Raw genomic sequence first — 16,248 nt, 5'->3', positions numbered from 1 at the left:
CGAGACGCAGATCACCGACCGTCTCTTCCGCGGCGCGGCGGCGCCTGTGCGCAAGGCGGTCTGAGCGATGCCCGAGGGCGACACCGTCTACCAGGTGGCGCGGCGCCTCGACCGGGCGCTGCGGGGCGGCGTCGTCACCCGGTTCGACCTGCGCGTGCCGGAGCTGGGCACGGTCGACCTCACGGGATCCGTCGTGCACGAGGTCGTGCCGCGCGGCAAGCACATCCTCATGCGGATCGGCGACCGCACGCTCCGCTCGCACCTGCGGATGGACGGCGCGTGGCACCTCTACCGCCCCGGCGAGCGCTGGCGCGCACCCGCGTTCAAGGCTCGCGCGATCGTCGCCACCGCCGAGGCGGAGGCGGTGGGCTTCGACGTGTCGATGCTCGCCGTCGTGCCGACCACGGCGGAGGCCGAGCTCGTCGGGCACCTCGGACCGGACCCGCTGGGGTCGGACTGGGATCCGGCCGAGGCCGCGCACCGGGTGGGATCCGATCCGAGGCCGATCCACGTCGCCCTGCTCGACCAGCGCAACGTCGCCGGGTTCGGGAACGAGTACGCCGCCGAGCTGCTGTTCCTGCGGGGCGTGCCGCCGACCCGGCCGGCGACCGAGGTCGACGCCGCGGCGCTGCTCGAGCTCGGCGCCCGGACGATCCAGGCCAACCGGGACCGGGTCGACCGCACCTTCACCGGAGTGAATCGCCGCGGCCAGACGACCTGGGTGTACGGCCGCGCCCGCCGGCCCTGCCGTCGCTGCGGCACGCTCATCGAGACCGGCGAGCTCGGTGCGGACCCGACCGAGGAGCGCCGCACGTTCTGGTGCCCGCGCTGCCAGGCCTGAGCCCGCGATCCCGAACCCCGCCGTACCCCGTGCACGCTGCCCCCTCTGCTCGCTGTCTCCCCGCCCCCGGGCGATCCCTTTCCCTGCTCGCTGGTCGCGAATCGTCGCCAAACTGCCGGAATGAGGGCGTGTCGCGACCAGCGAGCGAAGTAGGACGGTGCGGATCTGGACGGTGGCGGGGACGGGGGCAGACGGTAGGCGGGGACGGTAGGCAGACATGAAAAGGGGCCCGGGCGGATCCGTCCCGCCCGGGCCCCCTGCGTCTCGCGATCAGGCGGCCAGCCAGAGGCCCTTGCGATCGGTGTCCACCACCATGCCGGCGGCGACCGTCTCGTCGTCGCCGATACGGGCGCCGCGCGCGATCCGCGCACCGGGGCCGATGTCCGTGCGGACGCCGATGCTGGCGCCGTCGCCCACCACCGCCCCCTGTCCGATGTGGGCGTGGGCCTCGATCCGGGCGTTCACGCCCACGATCGCGTCGGGCTCGATCCAGGCGCCGCGCGCGACGTGCGCTCCGGCTCCGACCTTCGCGCCCGGTTCGACGTAGGCGCCCGCTTCCACGACCGCCTGCGGGTGCACCTTGGCACCGTGCGCGATGAGGCCGCGGCCGTTGGCGTGCTTGCGGTAGCGCAGCGTGCCGCCGTGACCGTCCTCGATGTCGACGTAGTTCTTGCCCACGAAAACCTCCCGTGCCCGGGACTTTTCCCGGATACAAATGCAACCCGGAAAGGCCCCGTACTATTCCCGGCGCCGGGTTCAGCTGCGCGCGCGACGCGTGTGCGGCCGTGCGGAGGCCAGGCTCGACAGGGCCAGCGCTCCGACGAGGAGACCGAAGTCGCGCAGTGCGATGTCCAGGTATCCGCCGACACTGACCAGACTGACGATGATGCCGACCAGCCAGAGGGCGACCACGTAGCCGCCGATCCGCGGGAGGAGCGCGACGAGGACGCCCGCCACGATCTCGACGGCGCCGACGATGTACATGAAGGTGTGCGCGTCCATGCCGATCATGCCGTTCATCCAGGGGGCGAGATAGGCCTCCCAGTGCGGCTTCAGCACACGCACGAACTTGTCCAGTCCGAACAGGATCGGGGCGACGGTGTAGACCGAGCGCAGCAGCAGGAACGCCTGTCGGTTTCCGTCCTGCAGGAGCGGACGCCGGGTCTCGGTCAGGGTTTTCGTGTGCATGGCGACGCCTTTCTAAAAGCTGACAATCTACAATTTAGACCTCGTCCCCTCTAAAAACAAGAGAGTCTTCAGTTAGAATCCAGACATGAGCATCGCGGAGCAGGCGGCCGGCATCGGGGGACTCGCGGATCCCGTCCGCCGAGAGTTGTACGAACTCGTGTCGGCTCAGCCGGATCCGATCTCCCGCGAGTCCGCGGCCGAGGCTCTCGGCCTTCCCGCGCACGTCGTGCGCTTCCAGCTGGACCGGCTCGTCGCCCTCGGCCTGCTCGAGGTGGAGTTCCGCCGCCTGAGCGGTCGCACGGGCCCCGGGGCGGGCCGCCCGTCCAAGCTCTACCGCCGCGCGGCGGAGACGATCTCGGTGTCGCTGCCGGAGCGCCGGTTCGACCTCGCCGGGCACCTGCTCGCCCGCGCGATCGAGCGCTCCGGGGACGGTTCTCCGGTCGCGGACGCCCTCCGCGACGTCGCCTTCGAGGAGGGCGTCGAGTTCGGCGTCTCGAGCCGCGCCGCCGCAATACCGGAAGCATCGGAACCGGCCGCCGAGGGCGAGGATCCCGTGCCGGCGCAGGCGGAGCTCGGCGCGCTGGGGCGCGCCCTGGCCGGCCAGGGCTACGAGCCCCGGGAGAGCGACGACGTCCTGCTGCTCGCGAACTGCCCGTTCGACGCCCTCGCCCGCGCGCACACCGATCTCGTCTGCGGGATGAACCACGCCTACGTGGAGGGCGTCGTCGAGGGCCTCGGCTGCCAGGCGTTGGACGCCGAGCTGCTGCCCGCGGACGGACGCTGCTGCGTGGTCGTGCACGCGCAGGCGATGCGGGAGGACCCGCCGGTACGCTGAGGGCATGAGCAGACGAGGCGCATCCGGCGGACGCAAGCCCGCAGTGCGCTCCGCCAAGGGCGGCGCCCGCAGCACCGCCGGCGGCCCGTCCGGCGCCGGCAGGAAGAGCACGGGGAAGAGCACGGGAAAGAACCCCGGGAAGGGCACCGCGCAGCGGCCCGGGAAGAAGACCGAGAAGGTCGTCTTCGACGCCCCGCCCGCCGTGGCGGAGGAGCCCCGCACTCTGCGCGTCGGCGCCGTCCCCGGCGCGACCCCGGGCCGGTGGATCGACGCCTGGAAGGACCGCATGCCGCACGTGGCGCTGGAGCTGGTGCCGCTCGCGTTCGCAGACCAGCGCACGGCGCTGACCGACGGATCCGTCGACCTCGCCCTCGTCCGCGGCCCGTTCGACGCGGAGGGCATGCACGCGATCCCGCTCTACGAGGAGCTCGCCGTCGTCATCGCCTCCGCCGAGTCGCACCTGCTCGCGGCCGACGAGCTGGCGCCCGCCGACCTCGAGGGCGAGACCCTGCTGACGAGCGCCGAGGACGCGCTCGGCGAACTCGACCTGCCCGTCTCGCCCGCACGGATCCCCCCGCTCGGCACCGTCGCGGACGCGATCGCGACGGCCGCCGCGGGCGTCGGGATCGTCGTCGCCCCGATGTCGCTCGCCCGCCTGCACCACCGCAAGGACGTCGAGTACCGGATCCTCCGCGGCGCGCCGCTCTCGCCGGTGCTCCTGGCCTGGCCGGCCGATGCGACCACGCCCGACGTCGAGGCGTTCGTCGGGATCGTGCGCGGCCGCACCGCGAACTCGTCGCGCTGAGTCCGGCCCGGGATCCTGGTTTCGAAGTGCGCACTTCGCTCGATCCGACGTCCAGATAGAGCCATTTGCGCGCGTCGAACGGGTGGGGGGGACCGTCAGGCCGCCTGGGCCAGATCCACGTCGCTCGTGACGCTCAGCACGTCACCGACCGCGTCGACCCGCACGCGCCCGCCGTCGGCCAGCCCGCCCGACACGAACAGGTCCGCGATCCGGTCGTCGACCTCGCGCTGGATCAGCCGGCGCAGCGGCCGGGCGCCGAACTCCGGCTCGTAGCCGTGCTCGCCGAGCCAGGCCACCGCGGCCTCGGTCACGTCGAGCGCCACCTCGCGGCCGGCCAGACGCTTCGCGGTCGCCTGCAGCAGCAGCCGGACGATCTCGCCGAGCTCGGGGCGCGAGAGCTTCTGGAACAGCACGATCTCGTCGATGCGGTTGAGGAACTCCGGCCGCATGGCCTCGCGCAGCTTGCCCATGACCCGGGCGCGCAGGTCCTCCTGCGAGGCGAAGCCGTTCGCCGAGGCGTCCTGCGAGGCCACGAACCCGAGCGCCCCCGACCGCGAGGCGAGGAACTCGGATCCGACGTTCGAGGTCATCACGATCACCGTGTTGCGGAAGTCGACCGTGCGGCCCTGGCCGTCGGTCAGGCGGCCGTCGTCGAGCACCTGCAGCAGCAGGTTGAACACGTCGGGGTGCGCCTTCTCGATCTCGTCGAACAGCACGATCGAGTACGGGTTGCGCCGCACGCGCTCGGTGAGCTGCCCCGCCTCGTCGTAGCCGACATATCCCGGAGGGGCGCCGACGAGCCGGGACACGGTGTGCCGCTCTCCGAACTCGCTCATGTCGAAGCGGATCACGGCGGTCTCGTCGTCGAAGAGGCGGTCGGCGAGAGCCTTCGCGAGCTCGGTCTTGCCGACGCCGGTGGGGCCGAGGAACAGGAAGGATCCGACCGGCCGGCGGGCGTCGCCCATGCCGGTGCGGCTGCGGCGCACGGCGCGCGCCACCGCGGCGACGGCGTCGTCCTGACCGATCACGCGGGCGTGCAGGTCGGATTCCAGGTCGCTCAGTCGTTCGCGCTCGCTCTCCGAGACCCGGCTCACCGGGATGCCGGTGGCGCGCGAGATCACCGCGGCGATCTCCGCCTCGTCGACGACCGCGGCATCCCCCGTCGCGGGGACGGCGGTCCGGCCGGCCTCGTCGATCCGGCGCTGCACGGACGCGATCTCGTCGCGGATCCGGGACGCCTCCTCGTAGTGCTCCGCCCCGACGGCGGCGTTCTTGCGCGCCTCGAGATCGGCGAGTTCGGCGAACAGCGTCCCGACGTCGGTGACGACGCCGAGCCGCAGGCGCAGCCGCGCGCCGGCCTGGTCGATCAGGTCGATGGCCTTGTCGGGCAGCACCCGGTCGGGAAGGTAGCGGGCGCTGAGCTCGACGGCGGCGCGGATCGCGTCGTCGGTGTAGGTCACGGTGTGGTGCTGCTCGTAGGCGGGCTTGAGCCCCTCCAGGATCCGCACCGCGTCCTCGATCGAGGGCTCGGCGACACGCACCGGCTGGAACCGGCGCTCGAGCGCCGGATCCTTCTCGATGCGACGGTACTCGCCGAGCGTGGTCGCACCCACGAGGTGCAGATCGCCCCGGGCCAGGCGCGGCTTGAGGATGTTGCCCGCGTCCATGCCGCCGCCGTCGCCCGAGCCGCCGGCGCCGACGACGGTGTGCAGCTCGTCGACGAACACGATGATCTCGCCCCTGTGCGCGGCGATCTCGTCCATGGTCTTGGTGAGGCGCTCCTCGAAGTCGCCGCGGTACCGGGTGCCGGAGAGCATGGCCGGCAGGTCGAGCGCCACGACGCGGCGGTCCTTGAGCTGCGCGGGCACGGCGTCGTCGACGATCGCTCGGGCCAGGCCCTCCACGATCGCGGTCTTGCCGACGCCGGCTTCGCCGATGAGCACCGGGTTGTTCTTGGTGCGCCGACTGAGGATCTCGATGGTCTGCTCGATCTCGCCGGCGCGCCCGATCACGGGGTCGAGCTCGCCGGCGCGGGCGCGCGCGGTGAGGTCGAGGCCGTACTGGTCGAGCATCGGGGTCTCCGAGGGCGCCTCGGCGGACGCCTGCTCGGTCTCGACGCCGGTCGACACGGGCTCGCGCAGGCTCTGCGTGAGCGCCTCGGCGGTGACGCCGGCCTGGGCGAGGATCTGGCCCGCGGGCACGTCCTGGCCGAGCACGAGTGCGAAGAACACGTGCTCGGGGTCGATGTAGGTGGATCCCGAGGAGCGGGCCACCTGGTAGGCGTGGAACAGCGCGCGGCTCGCACTGGGCGTGATGGTCGCCGCCACGTCGGAAGCGGCGCCCGGCAGCGGCAGGCGCGCCTCCACGGCGTCGACGATCGACTGCGGGGTCACGCCGATGTGCCGGATCGCCTGGGCGACGGCGTCGTCCTCGACGATCACGCGCAGCACGTGCAGCGCGTCGAGCTCGGTCTGGCCGCGCTCGAGCGCGAACCGGCCGGCGCGCTGCAGGATCCGCTGCGTGCGCACGGTCAGGAACCGGCTGAGGTCGATCGAGCGCGCTTCGCGAGCCTGCTCGCCCGCCAGATAGCGGGCGAGGAAATCGTCGAACGAGCCCGAACCCGCGTCGGTGAAGTCGTTGGGCATTTCGCTTCCTCTCAAACTTGAGCGTAGTGCTATCAACTTCAACGTCGGGCCGTGCCGGGTATTCCCGTGCGCCGGTCCGGGGCCCGAATAGACTCGGCGCATGTCCTCGGTGCTGTACGTGTGCGCGCGGCCGGAGCGGAGCGCGGCCGATGCCGAGCACCGCTCGTTCCGACGCGACCTCGGCGTGCCGTCGCTCGACCGGATCGACCTGCTGCACACCCCGCTCGACGCCGTGCCCTGGCGCGACTACGCCGGGTTCGTCGTCGGAGGATCGCCGTTCAACGTCACCGAGGAGCGCAAGGGCGAGGCGCAGCTCGCGGTCGAGCGGGATCTCGAGCGCCTCGCCGCGCACGCGCTCTCCGGCGCCGCGACGGCCCTGTTCACCTGCTACGGCATCGGCGTGGTCACCCGCATGCTCGGCGGCGAGGTGACGCTGGCCCATCCGGAGCGGGTGCAGGCCGCCGAGGTGCGCCTCACCGAGGAAGGCCTGCAGGATCCGCTGTTCGGCGCGAGCGCCCCTGGCCTGTCGGTGTTCACCGCGCACAAGGAGTCGGCGGCGACCGTCCCGCCCGGCGCGGTGCTGCTCGCCACGAACGAGGCGTGCCCGGTGCAGGCCTACCGGGTCGGATCCCGGCTGTACGCCACGCAGTTCCACCCCGAGGCGTCGCCGCGCGACTTCGCCGATCGGATGGCCGTGTACCGCGCATCGGGGTACTTCGACCCGGCCCATTACGCGGCGACCGAGTCGATGGTGCTCTCCTCCGACGTGGACGGCGCCGACCTGCTCGCGCGGTTCCCGGGCGTGCTCGGCTCCGGTCGTTGAGCGCCCTTGGTCTCGCCGCGCTCGCTCAGGAACCGGAGGCGAGCAGCGCGATCCGCTCCCGCAGGTACGCCTCGAGCGGCAGGAAGCCGCCCGCGGCCGACCAGCGTACGGACGGGATGCCGTCGACCAGCGCGACCGGCCCGGAGGATCCGCCCGCCGCGACCGCGTCGAGGTCGATCGGCGTCCAGCCGACGTGCACGGTCTCGCCGTTCGCGAAGCCGCCGCGGGACGCCTCGGCGCGACGGTCGGCCCTCGCCCGCGCCGACTCGGCCGTGTAGCCGCGGCGCACCTCCTCGGCGGCGCGGAGCACCTCGGCGGTCGCGTACACGGCGTCGTCGGCGACGAGCAGCACCCCCACGTGCCACGCGGATCCGGCCCGCACGATCCGCGGCGCCCGCCAGCGCGAGCGCTTCTCCCGGCCGAGCGCCTCCTGGGGCAGTCCGGCGAGCGCGTCCCGAGCCCGCGCGAAGACCGCGTGCAGGGATTCCGGGTCCTCGGTGCTCATGCCTCCAGGCTAGATCCTCCCCTCCACTCCGCTCGCTGGTCGCGACACGCCGCCATCCGCGGCGTTTGAGGGCGTGTCGCGACCAGCGAGCGGAGGCGGGGGATCCGTGGGCCGCGGCGGGGGATCCGCCGGGCCGCGGCGGCGGATCCGTGGGCCGCGGCGAGGGGCGATTCGCCTCGGGGGACGGACCCACGGCAGAATCGACGCACACCCGCTTCCCGCTAGGAGACGCCATGGCGCAGCCTGACACCGCCCGTCTGCTCATCGCCTGCGACGACCAGCCCGGTATCGTCGCCGCGGTCGCCGGCCTCCTCGCCGCGCACGGCGCCAACATCATCTCGCTCGACCAGCACTCCACCGACGCGGAGGGCGGCCGGTTCTTCCAGCGCACGGTGTTCCACCGCGAGGGCCTCGCCGCGCACCGGCCGGCCCTGGAGGCGGACCTCGCCGGGATCGCGGAGCGCTTCGGGATGCAGTGGTCGCTGCACGACGCTTCCAAGCGCAAGCGTGTGGCGATCTTCGTCTCCAAGTACGACCACTGCCTGATGGAGCTGCTCTGGCGCACCCAGCGCGGGCAGCTCGACATCGACGTCACGATGGTGATCTCGAACCATCCGGATCTCGCCGAGGCGGTGCGGTCGTTCGGGGTGCCGTTCGTGCACATCCCGGCCGGCGACAAGGCCGAGATGGAGCGCCGCCAGCTCGAGCTGCTGCAGGGCAACGTCGATCTCGTCGTGCTCGCCCGCTACATGCAGATCCTCACCGACGCCTTCATCGAGGCGCTCGACGCCCCGGTCATCAACATCCACCACTCCTTCCTGCCCGCCTTCATCGGCGCGAACCCCTACGCCCGCGCGAAGGAGCGCGGCGTCAAGCTCATCGGCGCGACCGCCCACTACGCCACCGCGGACCTCGACGAGGGCCCCATCATCGAACAGGACGTCACCCGGGTGACGCACTCCGAGTCCGCGGCCGAGCTGCAGAGCCGCGGCGCCGACGTCGAGCGCCTCGTGCTCGCCCGCGCCGTGCAGTGGCACGCCGAGGACCGCGTGATCGTGCACGGCCGCTCGACCGTGATCCTCTGAGGCCCGACCCGCGGGGCTCCGGCGCCCGCGACCCAGGATCCGGCGACCCGTCATCGGAGATGGATTCCGCTCTTCGCGGCTCCCCCTGAGCAGCGATTTCCCCCCTTACACGCCAGAAGTCCTTCACCCGCCGTCCTCAGAGGTGGATTTCGCGCCTTGCCGGAGCATCGCAGCAGCGTTTTCCATCTCCTGCCCGAGGGACGAATCACTGCCGGACCACGCGCGCAGCGAGCGACAACCGCGTGGGCCGAGGGCCTCAGACCGCGGGAATCCCCGCCGCGAGCTCGGCGAACGCCTCGTCCGCGGTCGTGTAGCGGGCGAGCGGGGCGGACTGACCCATCCACAGCGACTGCAGCTCGCCCCTGCCCTGGGCTCCGGCCGCGGCGCGGAAGCGTCCGGTGATCCAGTTCTGCGCCGGGAACGGGGCGATGGATCCGCCGGCCTCGATCTCGGCGACAGCGCGGTTGCGCGCGCCGCGGGAGAGGCGCCCGCTCATCGCCCGGGTGAGCACGGTGCGGTCGGCGGCGGTGGAGCGGATCGCGGCGCGGTGTGCGTCGTTCGCCGCGGACTCGGCCGTCGCGAGGAAGGCCGTCCCGACCTGCACACCGGCGGCGCCGAGCGCGAAGGCGGCGGCGACTCCGCGCCGGTCCGAGATCCCGCCGGCCGCGATCACCGGCACGGACACCGCGTCCACGACCTGCGGCAGCAGCGAGAACAGCCCGACGAGCGATTCCTCGGCGGGCTCCAGGAACGACACCCGGTGCCCCGCCGCCTCGGATCCGGTCGCGACGACCGCGTCCACGCCGCCGTCCGCGAGCGCGACGGCCTCGGCGACCGTCGTCGCGGCGCCGACCACGCGGATCCCGCGGCGGTGCGCCTCCTCGACGACCTCCGGCGACGGCACGCCGAACACGACGCTGAGCACGGCCGGCGCCGACTCCCAGATCGCGTCGAGCTGCTCCTCGACCGGCGGGAGATAACGATCGGGGCGGGCGGGGACCTCGGCGCCGACCTCGGCGAAGAACGGTGAGAGCACCGCCGCGTAGGCGTCGTGCTCCGGCCCCGGCGCGACCTCGTCGCCGGTCGGCAGCCAGATGTTCACGGCGAACGGCCTGCCGGTCGCGGCGCGGATCGCGGCGACGGTCTCGCGGATCCGGTCGCCGTCATAGCCGTACAGCCCGTACGAGCCGAGCCCGCCGGCCTCGCTCACCGCGGCGACGAGGCGGATCGAACTCAGTCCTCCGAACGGGGCGAGGACGATCGGGATCCGGGTGCCGAGGAGGTCGCTCATACTCCCGAGGCTACGCCCGGGCCATCGGCCCGTCGCCCGTTTGACGAACGGCCGCCGTCAGTCCGGGATGACCGAGATGCCGCCCGTCATCGGCGGCGGCAGCTCCTGCCCGCCGGCGCCCCGGCGCGGACGGCTGCCGGCGGTGACGCCGATACTGGCGATCACGACGAGGGCGACCGCGGCGAGCCGCAGCGGCGTCGTCGACTGGTGCAGCACGAGCACGCCGGCGATCGTGGCGAACACCGGTTCGAGGCTGAGCAGGATGCCGAACAGCCGCTGCGGCAGGCGGCGCAGGGCCGCGAGCTCGAGCGTGTACGGGATGACCGAGGCGAGCACGGCGGTGACGAGCGCGAGCAGGAGGATGTCCGGATCCTGCACCGCCTTCGCCGTCGCCGGGATGCCGAACGGCAGCAGCAGCACCGCGGCGACGGCGAGCGACATCGCGAGCCCCTCGGTGCCGGGCAGCAGCGCACTGACCCGGGCGCCCATGCGGATGTAGAAGACCCAGAAGGCGGCGGCGGCGAGCGCGAACAGCACGCCGATCGGGTCGAGCGCGGCGGATCCGATGAGGGCGTCGACGCCGAGCAGGGCCATGCCGAGCAGTGCGACGCCGACCCAGACCGCGTCGAGGAGCCGGCGGGTGAGCACGGCCGCGAGCACGAGCGGCCCGAGGAACTCGATCGCGACCGCGGCTCCGATCGGGATCCGGTCGAGCGCGGCGTAGTACGTGCCGTTCATGAACGCCATCGCGACGCCGAACAGGGCCGCGGCGATCCACTTCTTCCGGTCCCAGCGGGTGACCCGCGGGCGCGCGATCAGGAGCACCACGAGCGCGGCGATGAGCACGCGGATGCCGGTGACGCCCCAGGATCCGAGCGCGGGGAAGATGGTCGTCGCGACCGCGGCGCCGAACGGCAACGACATGCAGGATCCGACGACGAGCAGGACCCCGACGCCGACGCCGCGGGGCGGGGCGGGGGCGTCGGACATGCGTCCATTCTAGATTCGAATGGCATACCATTTCGATCCCGGATCCGATTCGCGGATCGCCGATCCGCTCCCGTCGCGATTTCTGTCGCTCTGGCGCGCCGATGGCGACAGAAAACGCGACGGGAGCGCTCGAGCCGTCCCCGCTCAGCGGGGCGTGAGCCCCACCCGCAGCGGCGCGTCGGGCCCGGAGGCCTCCGCCAGCGCGGCGTCCACCTGCGCGAGCGGGTGCACCGCGCCGACCGCGTCCGCGAACGGGTAGGCCCGTCCGGACCCGGCCATGAACGCCGCGGCCGCGTGCAGCTGGGCCCCGGTGTAGTTGTGCACCCCGGCCACGGCGATGAGCCTGCGGACGATCCGCTCGGCGTCGAGCGGGACGGGGTCCGCGGGGAACACGCTGCCGACGAGGATCGCCGCTCCCCCGACGTCGGCCGCATCGAGCGCGGCCGGGACGGCGTGCCCGGAGGCCTCGACGACGATGTCCGCGGACTCCGTGGCGACCGCATCGGGGTCGACGGCGGTGAGCCCGAAGCGCGCGGCGAACGCGCGGCGGCCCTGGTTCGGGTCGGCGACGACCGCCGTGGCGCCGTGCGAGGCCGCGATCGCGGCGGCGGTCAGGCCGACCAGCCCGGCGCCGAACACGACCACCCGTTCCCCGGCCAGCGCCGTCGGCTGCGACAGCAGGCGTCCGCGCAGCGCCGCCGCGCGCACCACGGCCGCCCACGCGGTCGCGGTGGCGCAGGAGACGGGGGCGAGGGCCGCGGCGGGCAGCGCCTCGGGCACCCGCACGATCGCCGTGCCGCCGCGCAGGTGCACGTGCCCGGCGAAGCCGCCGGTCAGCTCCCAGCGCGGCTCGATCCGGGCATGCCCGTATTTCGCGAGCGTCCGGCACTTCTGGGTGAGGCCCGCGCGGCAGCGGTCGCAGTCGCCGCACGACACGGTCACCGACCAGACGACGCGGTCGCCCACGTGCAGCTCGGACCCGTCCACCGCGCCGGCGCCGTCGTCGCCGATCGCGATGATCCGGCCCACGCTCTCGTGGCCGAGGACGAGGGGCGTGGGCGCGTGCCGGCGCCCTTGCACGGTGTGGATGTCGGATCCGCAGATCGTCGACATCTCGACGGCGACGAGCACGTCCTTCGGCGCCAGCGCGACGCCGGGCACGGCCAGCGCCTGGTGCGGCATGCCCGCGCCGAGCCACGCCATCGCCGTCGCGGCGGGGCGCAGCGGCACGTCATGGCGGTGGACGGGGTGCGCGGGAGGGATGAGTGCCGCGCGCACGTCAGACGGCCGCGGCGGAGACGGGAGCCTCGAGCAGACCGCGCTCGACGAGCGCGGCGGCGAGGCCCGTGACATCGGCCAGGATCGCGTCCGGCGCGGCGGTCTCCAGCGCGGCCCGGTCGTGGGCCCCGCTGAGCACGCCGGCGACGAACCCGGCCCCGGCCCGGCGGCCGGACTGCACGTCGCTGATCGTGTCCCCGAGGACGGCGACCGCCCGCACCGAGGAGGCGCCGGCGCGCATCAGCGCGGTGAGCACGAGGTCGGGGGCGGGGCGGCCGCGGCCCGCGTCGACGGGCGAGAGCACGCCGTCGACGAGGCCCTGCCAGCCGAGCGCGTCGAGGAGGGCGTCCCGGGTCACCGGGGCGAAGCCGGTGGTCAGCCACACCTTCACGCCGGCGGCGCGCAGCTCGGCGATGGTCTCGGCCGCCCCGGGGATCTCGGTCGCGCCGTGCTCCGCCACGATCTCGGCGTAAGCGGACTCGAACTGCGCGGTGGCGCGCTCGGCGGCGGCGACGTCGCCGCCGGCGAGGTGGGTGAACACGTCGATCTTCGACTGCCCCATGGTGTCGCGCACGTACCGCAGCGCCGCGTCCCAGCCCATCCGCCCCGCGACGCCGGTGCGCTCGGCGGCGCGCTGGAACGCCTGCTCCACGATGCCGTCGTCGAGCACGGTCGTGCCCGCCATGTCCAGGACGACCAGTTCGATCGGGGTGCGGTGGGTGCTCATGCGTTCTCCTCCTGTGCGCGGCCGCCGACGATGGCGGCCTCTGCGAGCGTGTTCCCTTCCCCGCCCCGGGACGCTGGGACGGGGGAAGCGGCGGGATCCGGGACGGATCCGTCCGCGTCGGCCGGCTCCCAGCCGAACGCGCGGGTCGTCTCGGTCTCGGCGAGTCCGAGACCGGTGGTCATGCCGATGCCGGTGGTCGCCGCGAGCGCGAGCACGCGCGGGGCGACCTCCTCGACGAGGAGCTCCTCGCGGGCCGCGGCGTACACGCCCTGCCAGCGTTCGAGCACGCGGAGCCTGCGGATGTCGAAGAGGGCGTGCGCCTCGTCGACGAACGCGTCGAACGCGGCCTCGGGCTGGAACGGCCCCGGCTGCACGCCCTTGTGGTGCGAGTCGCCGAGCAGCATCGTGCCGTCCGGGAGCTGGGTGTACATCTGGTTCAGATCGAGCGCGGCGAGCGCGGGCCGCTCGGAATGCAGGCGCTCGCGCAGGGCGGCCGCGGATCCGAGCCCGGCGAACCGGCGATAGCGGACGAGCGACCAGCCGGTGAGCACCGGGGCGGCGAGTGGGGCGGGGAGGTCCACGGCGACGCGCATCATGTCGAGCGCGCAGCGGATCACGCCGGCGCGGTCGGCGATCTCGGGCAGGAGCTGATCGATGTCGTGGTTCACCGCGACGACGACCTCGTCGGCGTCGACGACACCGCGGGTCGTGCGCACCCGGCCGGACTCGACGTCGGTGACGGCGGTGCGGTACCGGAACTCGACGCCGAGCGACGTGAGATGCCGCACGATCGCTGCGGCGGCCTCGCGCGGGTTGACCTGGAGGTCGACACCGACGAGCGCGCCGCCGCGGGCGACGCCGTCGCGCACGGGGGCCAGCTCGCGCACCCGGGCCTGGTCGAGCAGGCGGATCCCCTCGTCGTCCGCAGCGGCCTCATCGAGCAGCGCGAGCTCGTCGTGCTCGCGGGCGACCACGAGCGTGCCCGACTCGCGGAGCCAGAACCCGGCGTCCTGCGCGAGGCGCAGCCAGATCGGCCGGGAGGCGTCGGCGTAGGTGCGGGCGGCGCCGCTCTGCGCGCCGATGCAGAGGTGCCCGAAGTTGCGGATCGTGGATCCGACCGGGCGCTCGGTCCGGTCGATCACGACCACGCTCTTCCCGCGGCGCACGGCCGCGTAGGCGGCGCCGAGGCCGACGATCCCGGATCCGACCACGGCCACGTCGAAACGAGCGGTCATCGCCGTCCTCCCTGTCCTCGGAAGGCCTCGCCCCGAGGCCTCAGGAGCGCCTTCGCCCGCGTTCGGCGGGGAAGCGCTCCGGAAGACTCTCTCAAGCGCGACACCGGGAAACGGGCTGACCCGGGCACTGTTCGCCGACTGTTTACCCCCGCGCCGCCTACGTGAACATCTGCCGCCGCAGGGCCGCCCCGCCCTCCGATCCGGCCCCCGCCCGGCTCCCCCAAAGGACCGGATGGGATACTGGAAGCGGATCCGCGACGAGGAGGACTGAGCGTGGCAGAGAACGAGCGAGCGCTCGAAGAGGGCATCGTCACCGACCTCCGGGACCGCATGTCCTACGGGTCCTACCTCGACCTCGACCGCCTGCTCGGCGCCCAGCATCCGGTGAGCGTCCCCGAGCACCACGACGAGATGCTGTTCATCATCCAGCACCAGACCACGGAGCTCTGGCTCAAGCTCGTGCTGCACGAGCTGGGCACCGCGCGCGACCGCCTCGCCGAGGACGATCTGCGCGCCGCCCTCAAGCACATCGCGCGGGTGAAGCACATCCAGGAGGTGCTCATCCAGCAGTGGTCGGTGCTGGCGACGCTCACGCCCACCGAGTACGCGCAGTTCCGCGGCTCCCTGGGCAGCTCCTCCGGGTTCCAGTCCGTGCAGTACCGCGCCGTCGAGTTCGCGCTCGGCAACAAGAACGAGCGGATGCTGGGCGTGTTCCGCTCGCATCCGGAGAACCTCGCGATGCTGACCGCGGAGTGGGAGCGGCCGACGCTGTACGACCAGTTCCTGCGCTTCGCCGCCCGGCGCGGCCTGCCCGTGCCGAGGGAGATCCTCGACCGCGACGTGCGCGAGCCGTACCGGATGCACGAGTCGCTCGTGCCGGTGATCCAGGAGATCTACGAGGACCCGCACGCGCACTGGGACCTCTACGAGGCGTGCGAGGAGCTCGTCGACGTCGAGGACAACTTCCAGTTCTGGCGGTTCCGGCACCTGCGCACGGTGACCCGCACGATCGGCCGCAAGGTCGGCACGGGCGGATCCAGCGGCGTGGACTTCCTGCAGCGCGCGCTCGATCTGACCTTCTTCCCCGAGCTGTACGCCGTGCGCACCGAGATCGGACAGTGACCGCGGTGGCAGAGGGCACCTTCATCGGCGGTTTCACCGACCACCACGTCCACCTGCAGCTCGCCGACCCTGCGGGGCTCGCCGACAGCCGCCTCGGCCGGGTGCTGGACCTCGGATCCGAGCCGGACGCGATCGCCCGGCTGGCCGCGGATCCACCCGGCATCTCGATCTCCTACGCGGGCGCGTTCCTGACCCCTCCGGGCGGGTACCCCTCGGATCGCGCGTGGGCGCCCGCGGGATCCGTCCGGGAGGTCGCCGACCGGGAGGACGCCGAGACCGCCGTGGCCGAGATGTCGGCGGCCGGGGCCTCGGTGATCAAGATCGCGAGCAACCACGACGCCGGCCCGGTGTTCGCCGACGAGCTGATCCACGCGATCGTGAGGATCGCGGACCGCTTGGGCCTGCCGGTCGTCGCGCACGCGGAGGGCGCCGGGCAGGCGCAGCGCATGCCCGCCCTGGGCGTACGGGCGCTCGCGCACGCCCCGTTCACCGAGCGGCTGAGCGATGCGGAGGTCTCCGCGCAGGCGGGGCGGATCGCCTGGATCTCGACGCTCGCGATCCACGAGGGCGAGGCCCGGGAGATCGCGATCGACAACGTGCGGCGCTTCCACGCGCACGGCGGCACGGTCCGCTACGGCACGGATCTCGGCAACGGCGACCTGCCGGTCGACCTGAACCCCGCCGAGATCGCGGCGCTGCGCGAGGCCGGGATCACCGGCGCGGCGCTGATCCGCACGCTCGTGCCCGTCGCCGCGACGGTCGAGCGCCGGTTCCTGCTCCCCGCCCGCGACGCGGATCCGTTCGACATCGAGCCGGCCGTGGCCGCGCGCATCTCCTGACCGCCGCTGACCTGCGGAACGGGCTCGGTCCGCCCGACG

Annotated in this window: 16 protein-coding genes; 7 read left to right on the top strand and 9 right to left on the bottom strand. The window is 73.3% G+C overall.

What is annotated here, in order from left to right; translation table 11 throughout:
- Positions 1–67 precede the first annotated feature (67 nt).
- Positions 68–841, top strand: coding sequence for a DNA-formamidopyrimidine glycosylase family protein (locus RBR11_RS17275; RefSeq protein WP_308490619.1), 774 nt, complete (start codon positions 68–70; stop codon positions 839–841).
- Positions 842–1,111: 270 nt separating this feature from the next.
- On the opposite strand, the gene RBR11_RS17270 is transcribed toward RBR11_RS17275, so the two are convergent.
- On the bottom strand, positions 1,112–1,519 hold the full coding sequence (locus RBR11_RS17270) for a transferase (RefSeq protein ID WP_308490618.1): 408 nt from the start codon (positions 1,517–1,519) through the stop codon (positions 1,112–1,114).
- A gap of 78 nt (positions 1,520–1,597) precedes the next feature.
- Positions 1,598–2,029: a hypothetical protein gene (locus RBR11_RS17265; protein ID WP_308490617.1), complete on the bottom strand. Its 432-nt coding sequence runs from the start codon at positions 2,027–2,029 to the stop codon at positions 1,598–1,600.
- Positions 2,030–2,114: 85 nt separating this feature from the next.
- On the opposite strand from RBR11_RS17265, the gene RBR11_RS17260 reads away from it, so the two are divergent.
- Both RBR11_RS17260 and RBR11_RS17255 read left to right on the top strand, forming a co-directional pair.
- Entirely contained in the window at positions 2,115–2,864 is a 750-nt protein-coding gene (locus RBR11_RS17260; protein WP_308490616.1) for a helix-turn-helix transcriptional regulator, read from the top strand.
- A gap of 4 nt (positions 2,865–2,868) precedes the next feature.
- Positions 2,869–3,669, top strand: a complete 801-nt coding sequence (locus tag RBR11_RS17255; RefSeq protein ID WP_308490615.1) for a LysR substrate-binding domain-containing protein — start codon at positions 2,869–2,871, stop codon at positions 3,667–3,669.
- Positions 3,670–3,764: 95 nt separating this feature from the next.
- On the opposite strand, the gene RBR11_RS17250 is transcribed toward RBR11_RS17255, so the two are convergent.
- Entirely contained in the window at positions 3,765–6,314 is a 2,550-nt protein-coding gene (locus RBR11_RS17250) for an ATP-dependent Clp protease ATP-binding subunit (RefSeq protein ID WP_308490614.1), read from the bottom strand.
- 100 nt (positions 6,315–6,414) lie between these two features.
- Here RBR11_RS17250 and RBR11_RS17245 point away from each other — a divergent pair, with 100 nt between their 5' ends.
- Positions 6,415–7,137, top strand: a complete 723-nt coding sequence (locus RBR11_RS17245; RefSeq protein ID WP_308490613.1) for a glutamine amidotransferase-related protein — start codon at positions 6,415–6,417, stop codon at positions 7,135–7,137.
- A gap of 25 nt (positions 7,138–7,162) precedes the next feature.
- Here the strand turns inward: RBR11_RS17245 and RBR11_RS17240 are convergent, their stop codons facing one another.
- Entirely contained in the window at positions 7,163–7,642 is a 480-nt protein-coding gene (locus tag RBR11_RS17240) for a glutaminase (protein ID WP_308490612.1), read from the bottom strand.
- Positions 7,643–7,875: 233 nt separating this feature from the next.
- On the opposite strand from RBR11_RS17240, the gene purU reads away from it, so the two are divergent.
- Positions 7,876–8,727: a formyltetrahydrofolate deformylase gene (gene purU / locus RBR11_RS17235; protein WP_308490611.1), complete on the top strand. Its 852-nt coding sequence runs from the start codon at positions 7,876–7,878 to the stop codon at positions 8,725–8,727.
- 256 nt (positions 8,728–8,983) lie between these two features.
- Here the strand turns inward: purU and RBR11_RS17230 are convergent, their stop codons facing one another.
- The 5 genes from RBR11_RS17230 to RBR11_RS17210 form a co-directional block, all read right to left on the bottom strand.
- On the bottom strand, positions 8,984–10,018 hold the full coding sequence (locus tag RBR11_RS17230; RefSeq protein ID WP_308490610.1) for an NAD(P)H-dependent flavin oxidoreductase: 1,035 nt from the start codon (positions 10,016–10,018) through the stop codon (positions 8,984–8,986).
- A gap of 57 nt (positions 10,019–10,075) precedes the next feature.
- Positions 10,076–11,008, bottom strand: coding sequence for an EamA family transporter (locus RBR11_RS17225; protein WP_308490609.1), 933 nt, complete (start codon positions 11,006–11,008; stop codon positions 10,076–10,078).
- 144 nt (positions 11,009–11,152) lie between these two features.
- Complete coding sequence (locus RBR11_RS17220; protein ID WP_308490608.1) at positions 11,153–12,286, bottom strand: alcohol dehydrogenase catalytic domain-containing protein; 1,134 nt, start codon at positions 12,284–12,286, stop codon at positions 11,153–11,155.
- 1 nt (position 12,287) lies between these two features.
- Positions 12,288–13,013, bottom strand: coding sequence for a phosphonatase-like hydrolase (locus RBR11_RS17215; RefSeq protein ID WP_308490607.1), 726 nt, complete (start codon positions 13,011–13,013; stop codon positions 12,288–12,290).
- Complete coding sequence (locus tag RBR11_RS17210) at positions 13,010–14,248, bottom strand: TIGR03364 family FAD-dependent oxidoreductase (RefSeq protein ID WP_308490606.1); 1,239 nt, start codon at positions 14,246–14,248, stop codon at positions 13,010–13,012. Before RBR11_RS17210 ends, RBR11_RS17215 begins: the two co-directional genes overlap by 4 nt.
- Positions 14,249–14,515: 267 nt before the next feature.
- Here RBR11_RS17210 and RBR11_RS17205 point away from each other — a divergent pair, with 267 nt between their 5' ends.
- Positions 14,516–15,370, top strand: a complete 855-nt coding sequence (locus RBR11_RS17205; RefSeq protein ID WP_308490663.1) for a tryptophan 2,3-dioxygenase — start codon at positions 14,516–14,518, stop codon at positions 15,368–15,370.
- A 5-nt stretch (positions 15,371–15,375) separates the two neighbouring features.
- Positions 15,376–16,209, top strand: coding sequence for an amidohydrolase family protein (locus RBR11_RS17200; RefSeq protein WP_308490605.1), 834 nt, complete (start codon positions 15,376–15,378; stop codon positions 16,207–16,209).
- Positions 16,210–16,248 lie beyond the last annotated feature (39 nt).

This window comes from Microbacterium capsulatum (assembly GCF_030865425.1).
Lineage (GTDB): Bacteria > Actinomycetota > Actinomycetes > Actinomycetales > Microbacteriaceae > Microbacterium > Microbacterium capsulatum.
Note: the sequence above shows the minus strand (reverse complement) of the source record. Positions and strands in the feature narration are given on the sequence as shown.

Excerpts from the sequence above, each read along its gene's own strand:
- RBR11_RS17215 (WP_308490607.1), bottom strand. The coding sequence starts at position 13,013 with ATGAGCACCCACCGCACCCCGATCGAACTGGTCGTCCTGGACATGGCG.
- RBR11_RS17210 (WP_308490606.1), bottom strand. The coding sequence starts at position 14,248 with ATGACCGCTCGTTTCGACGTGGCCGTGGTCGGATCCGGGATCGTCGGC.
- RBR11_RS17250 (WP_308490614.1), bottom strand. The coding sequence starts at position 6,314 with ATGCCCAACGACTTCACCGACGCGGGTTCGGGCTCGTTCGACGATTTC.
- RBR11_RS17245 (WP_308490613.1), top strand. The coding sequence starts at position 6,415 with ATGTCCTCGGTGCTGTACGTGTGCGCGCGGCCGGAGCGGAGCGCGGCC.
- RBR11_RS17225 (WP_308490609.1), bottom strand. The coding sequence starts at position 11,008 with ATGTCCGACGCCCCCGCCCCGCCCCGCGGCGTCGGCGTCGGGGTCCTG.
- RBR11_RS17230 (WP_308490610.1), bottom strand. The coding sequence starts at position 10,018 with ATGAGCGACCTCCTCGGCACCCGGATCCCGATCGTCCTCGCCCCGTTC.
- purU (WP_308490611.1), top strand. The coding sequence starts at position 7,876 with ATGGCGCAGCCTGACACCGCCCGTCTGCTCATCGCCTGCGACGACCAG.
- RBR11_RS17240 (WP_308490612.1), bottom strand. The coding sequence starts at position 7,642 with ATGAGCACCGAGGACCCGGAATCCCTGCACGCGGTCTTCGCGCGGGCT.
- RBR11_RS17265 (WP_308490617.1), bottom strand. The coding sequence starts at position 2,029 with ATGCACACGAAAACCCTGACCGAGACCCGGCGTCCGCTCCTGCAGGAC.
- RBR11_RS17260 (WP_308490616.1), top strand. The coding sequence starts at position 2,115 with ATGAGCATCGCGGAGCAGGCGGCCGGCATCGGGGGACTCGCGGATCCC.
- RBR11_RS17275 (WP_308490619.1), top strand. The coding sequence starts at position 68 with ATGCCCGAGGGCGACACCGTCTACCAGGTGGCGCGGCGCCTCGACCGG.
- RBR11_RS17255 (WP_308490615.1), top strand. The coding sequence starts at position 2,869 with ATGAGCAGACGAGGCGCATCCGGCGGACGCAAGCCCGCAGTGCGCTCC.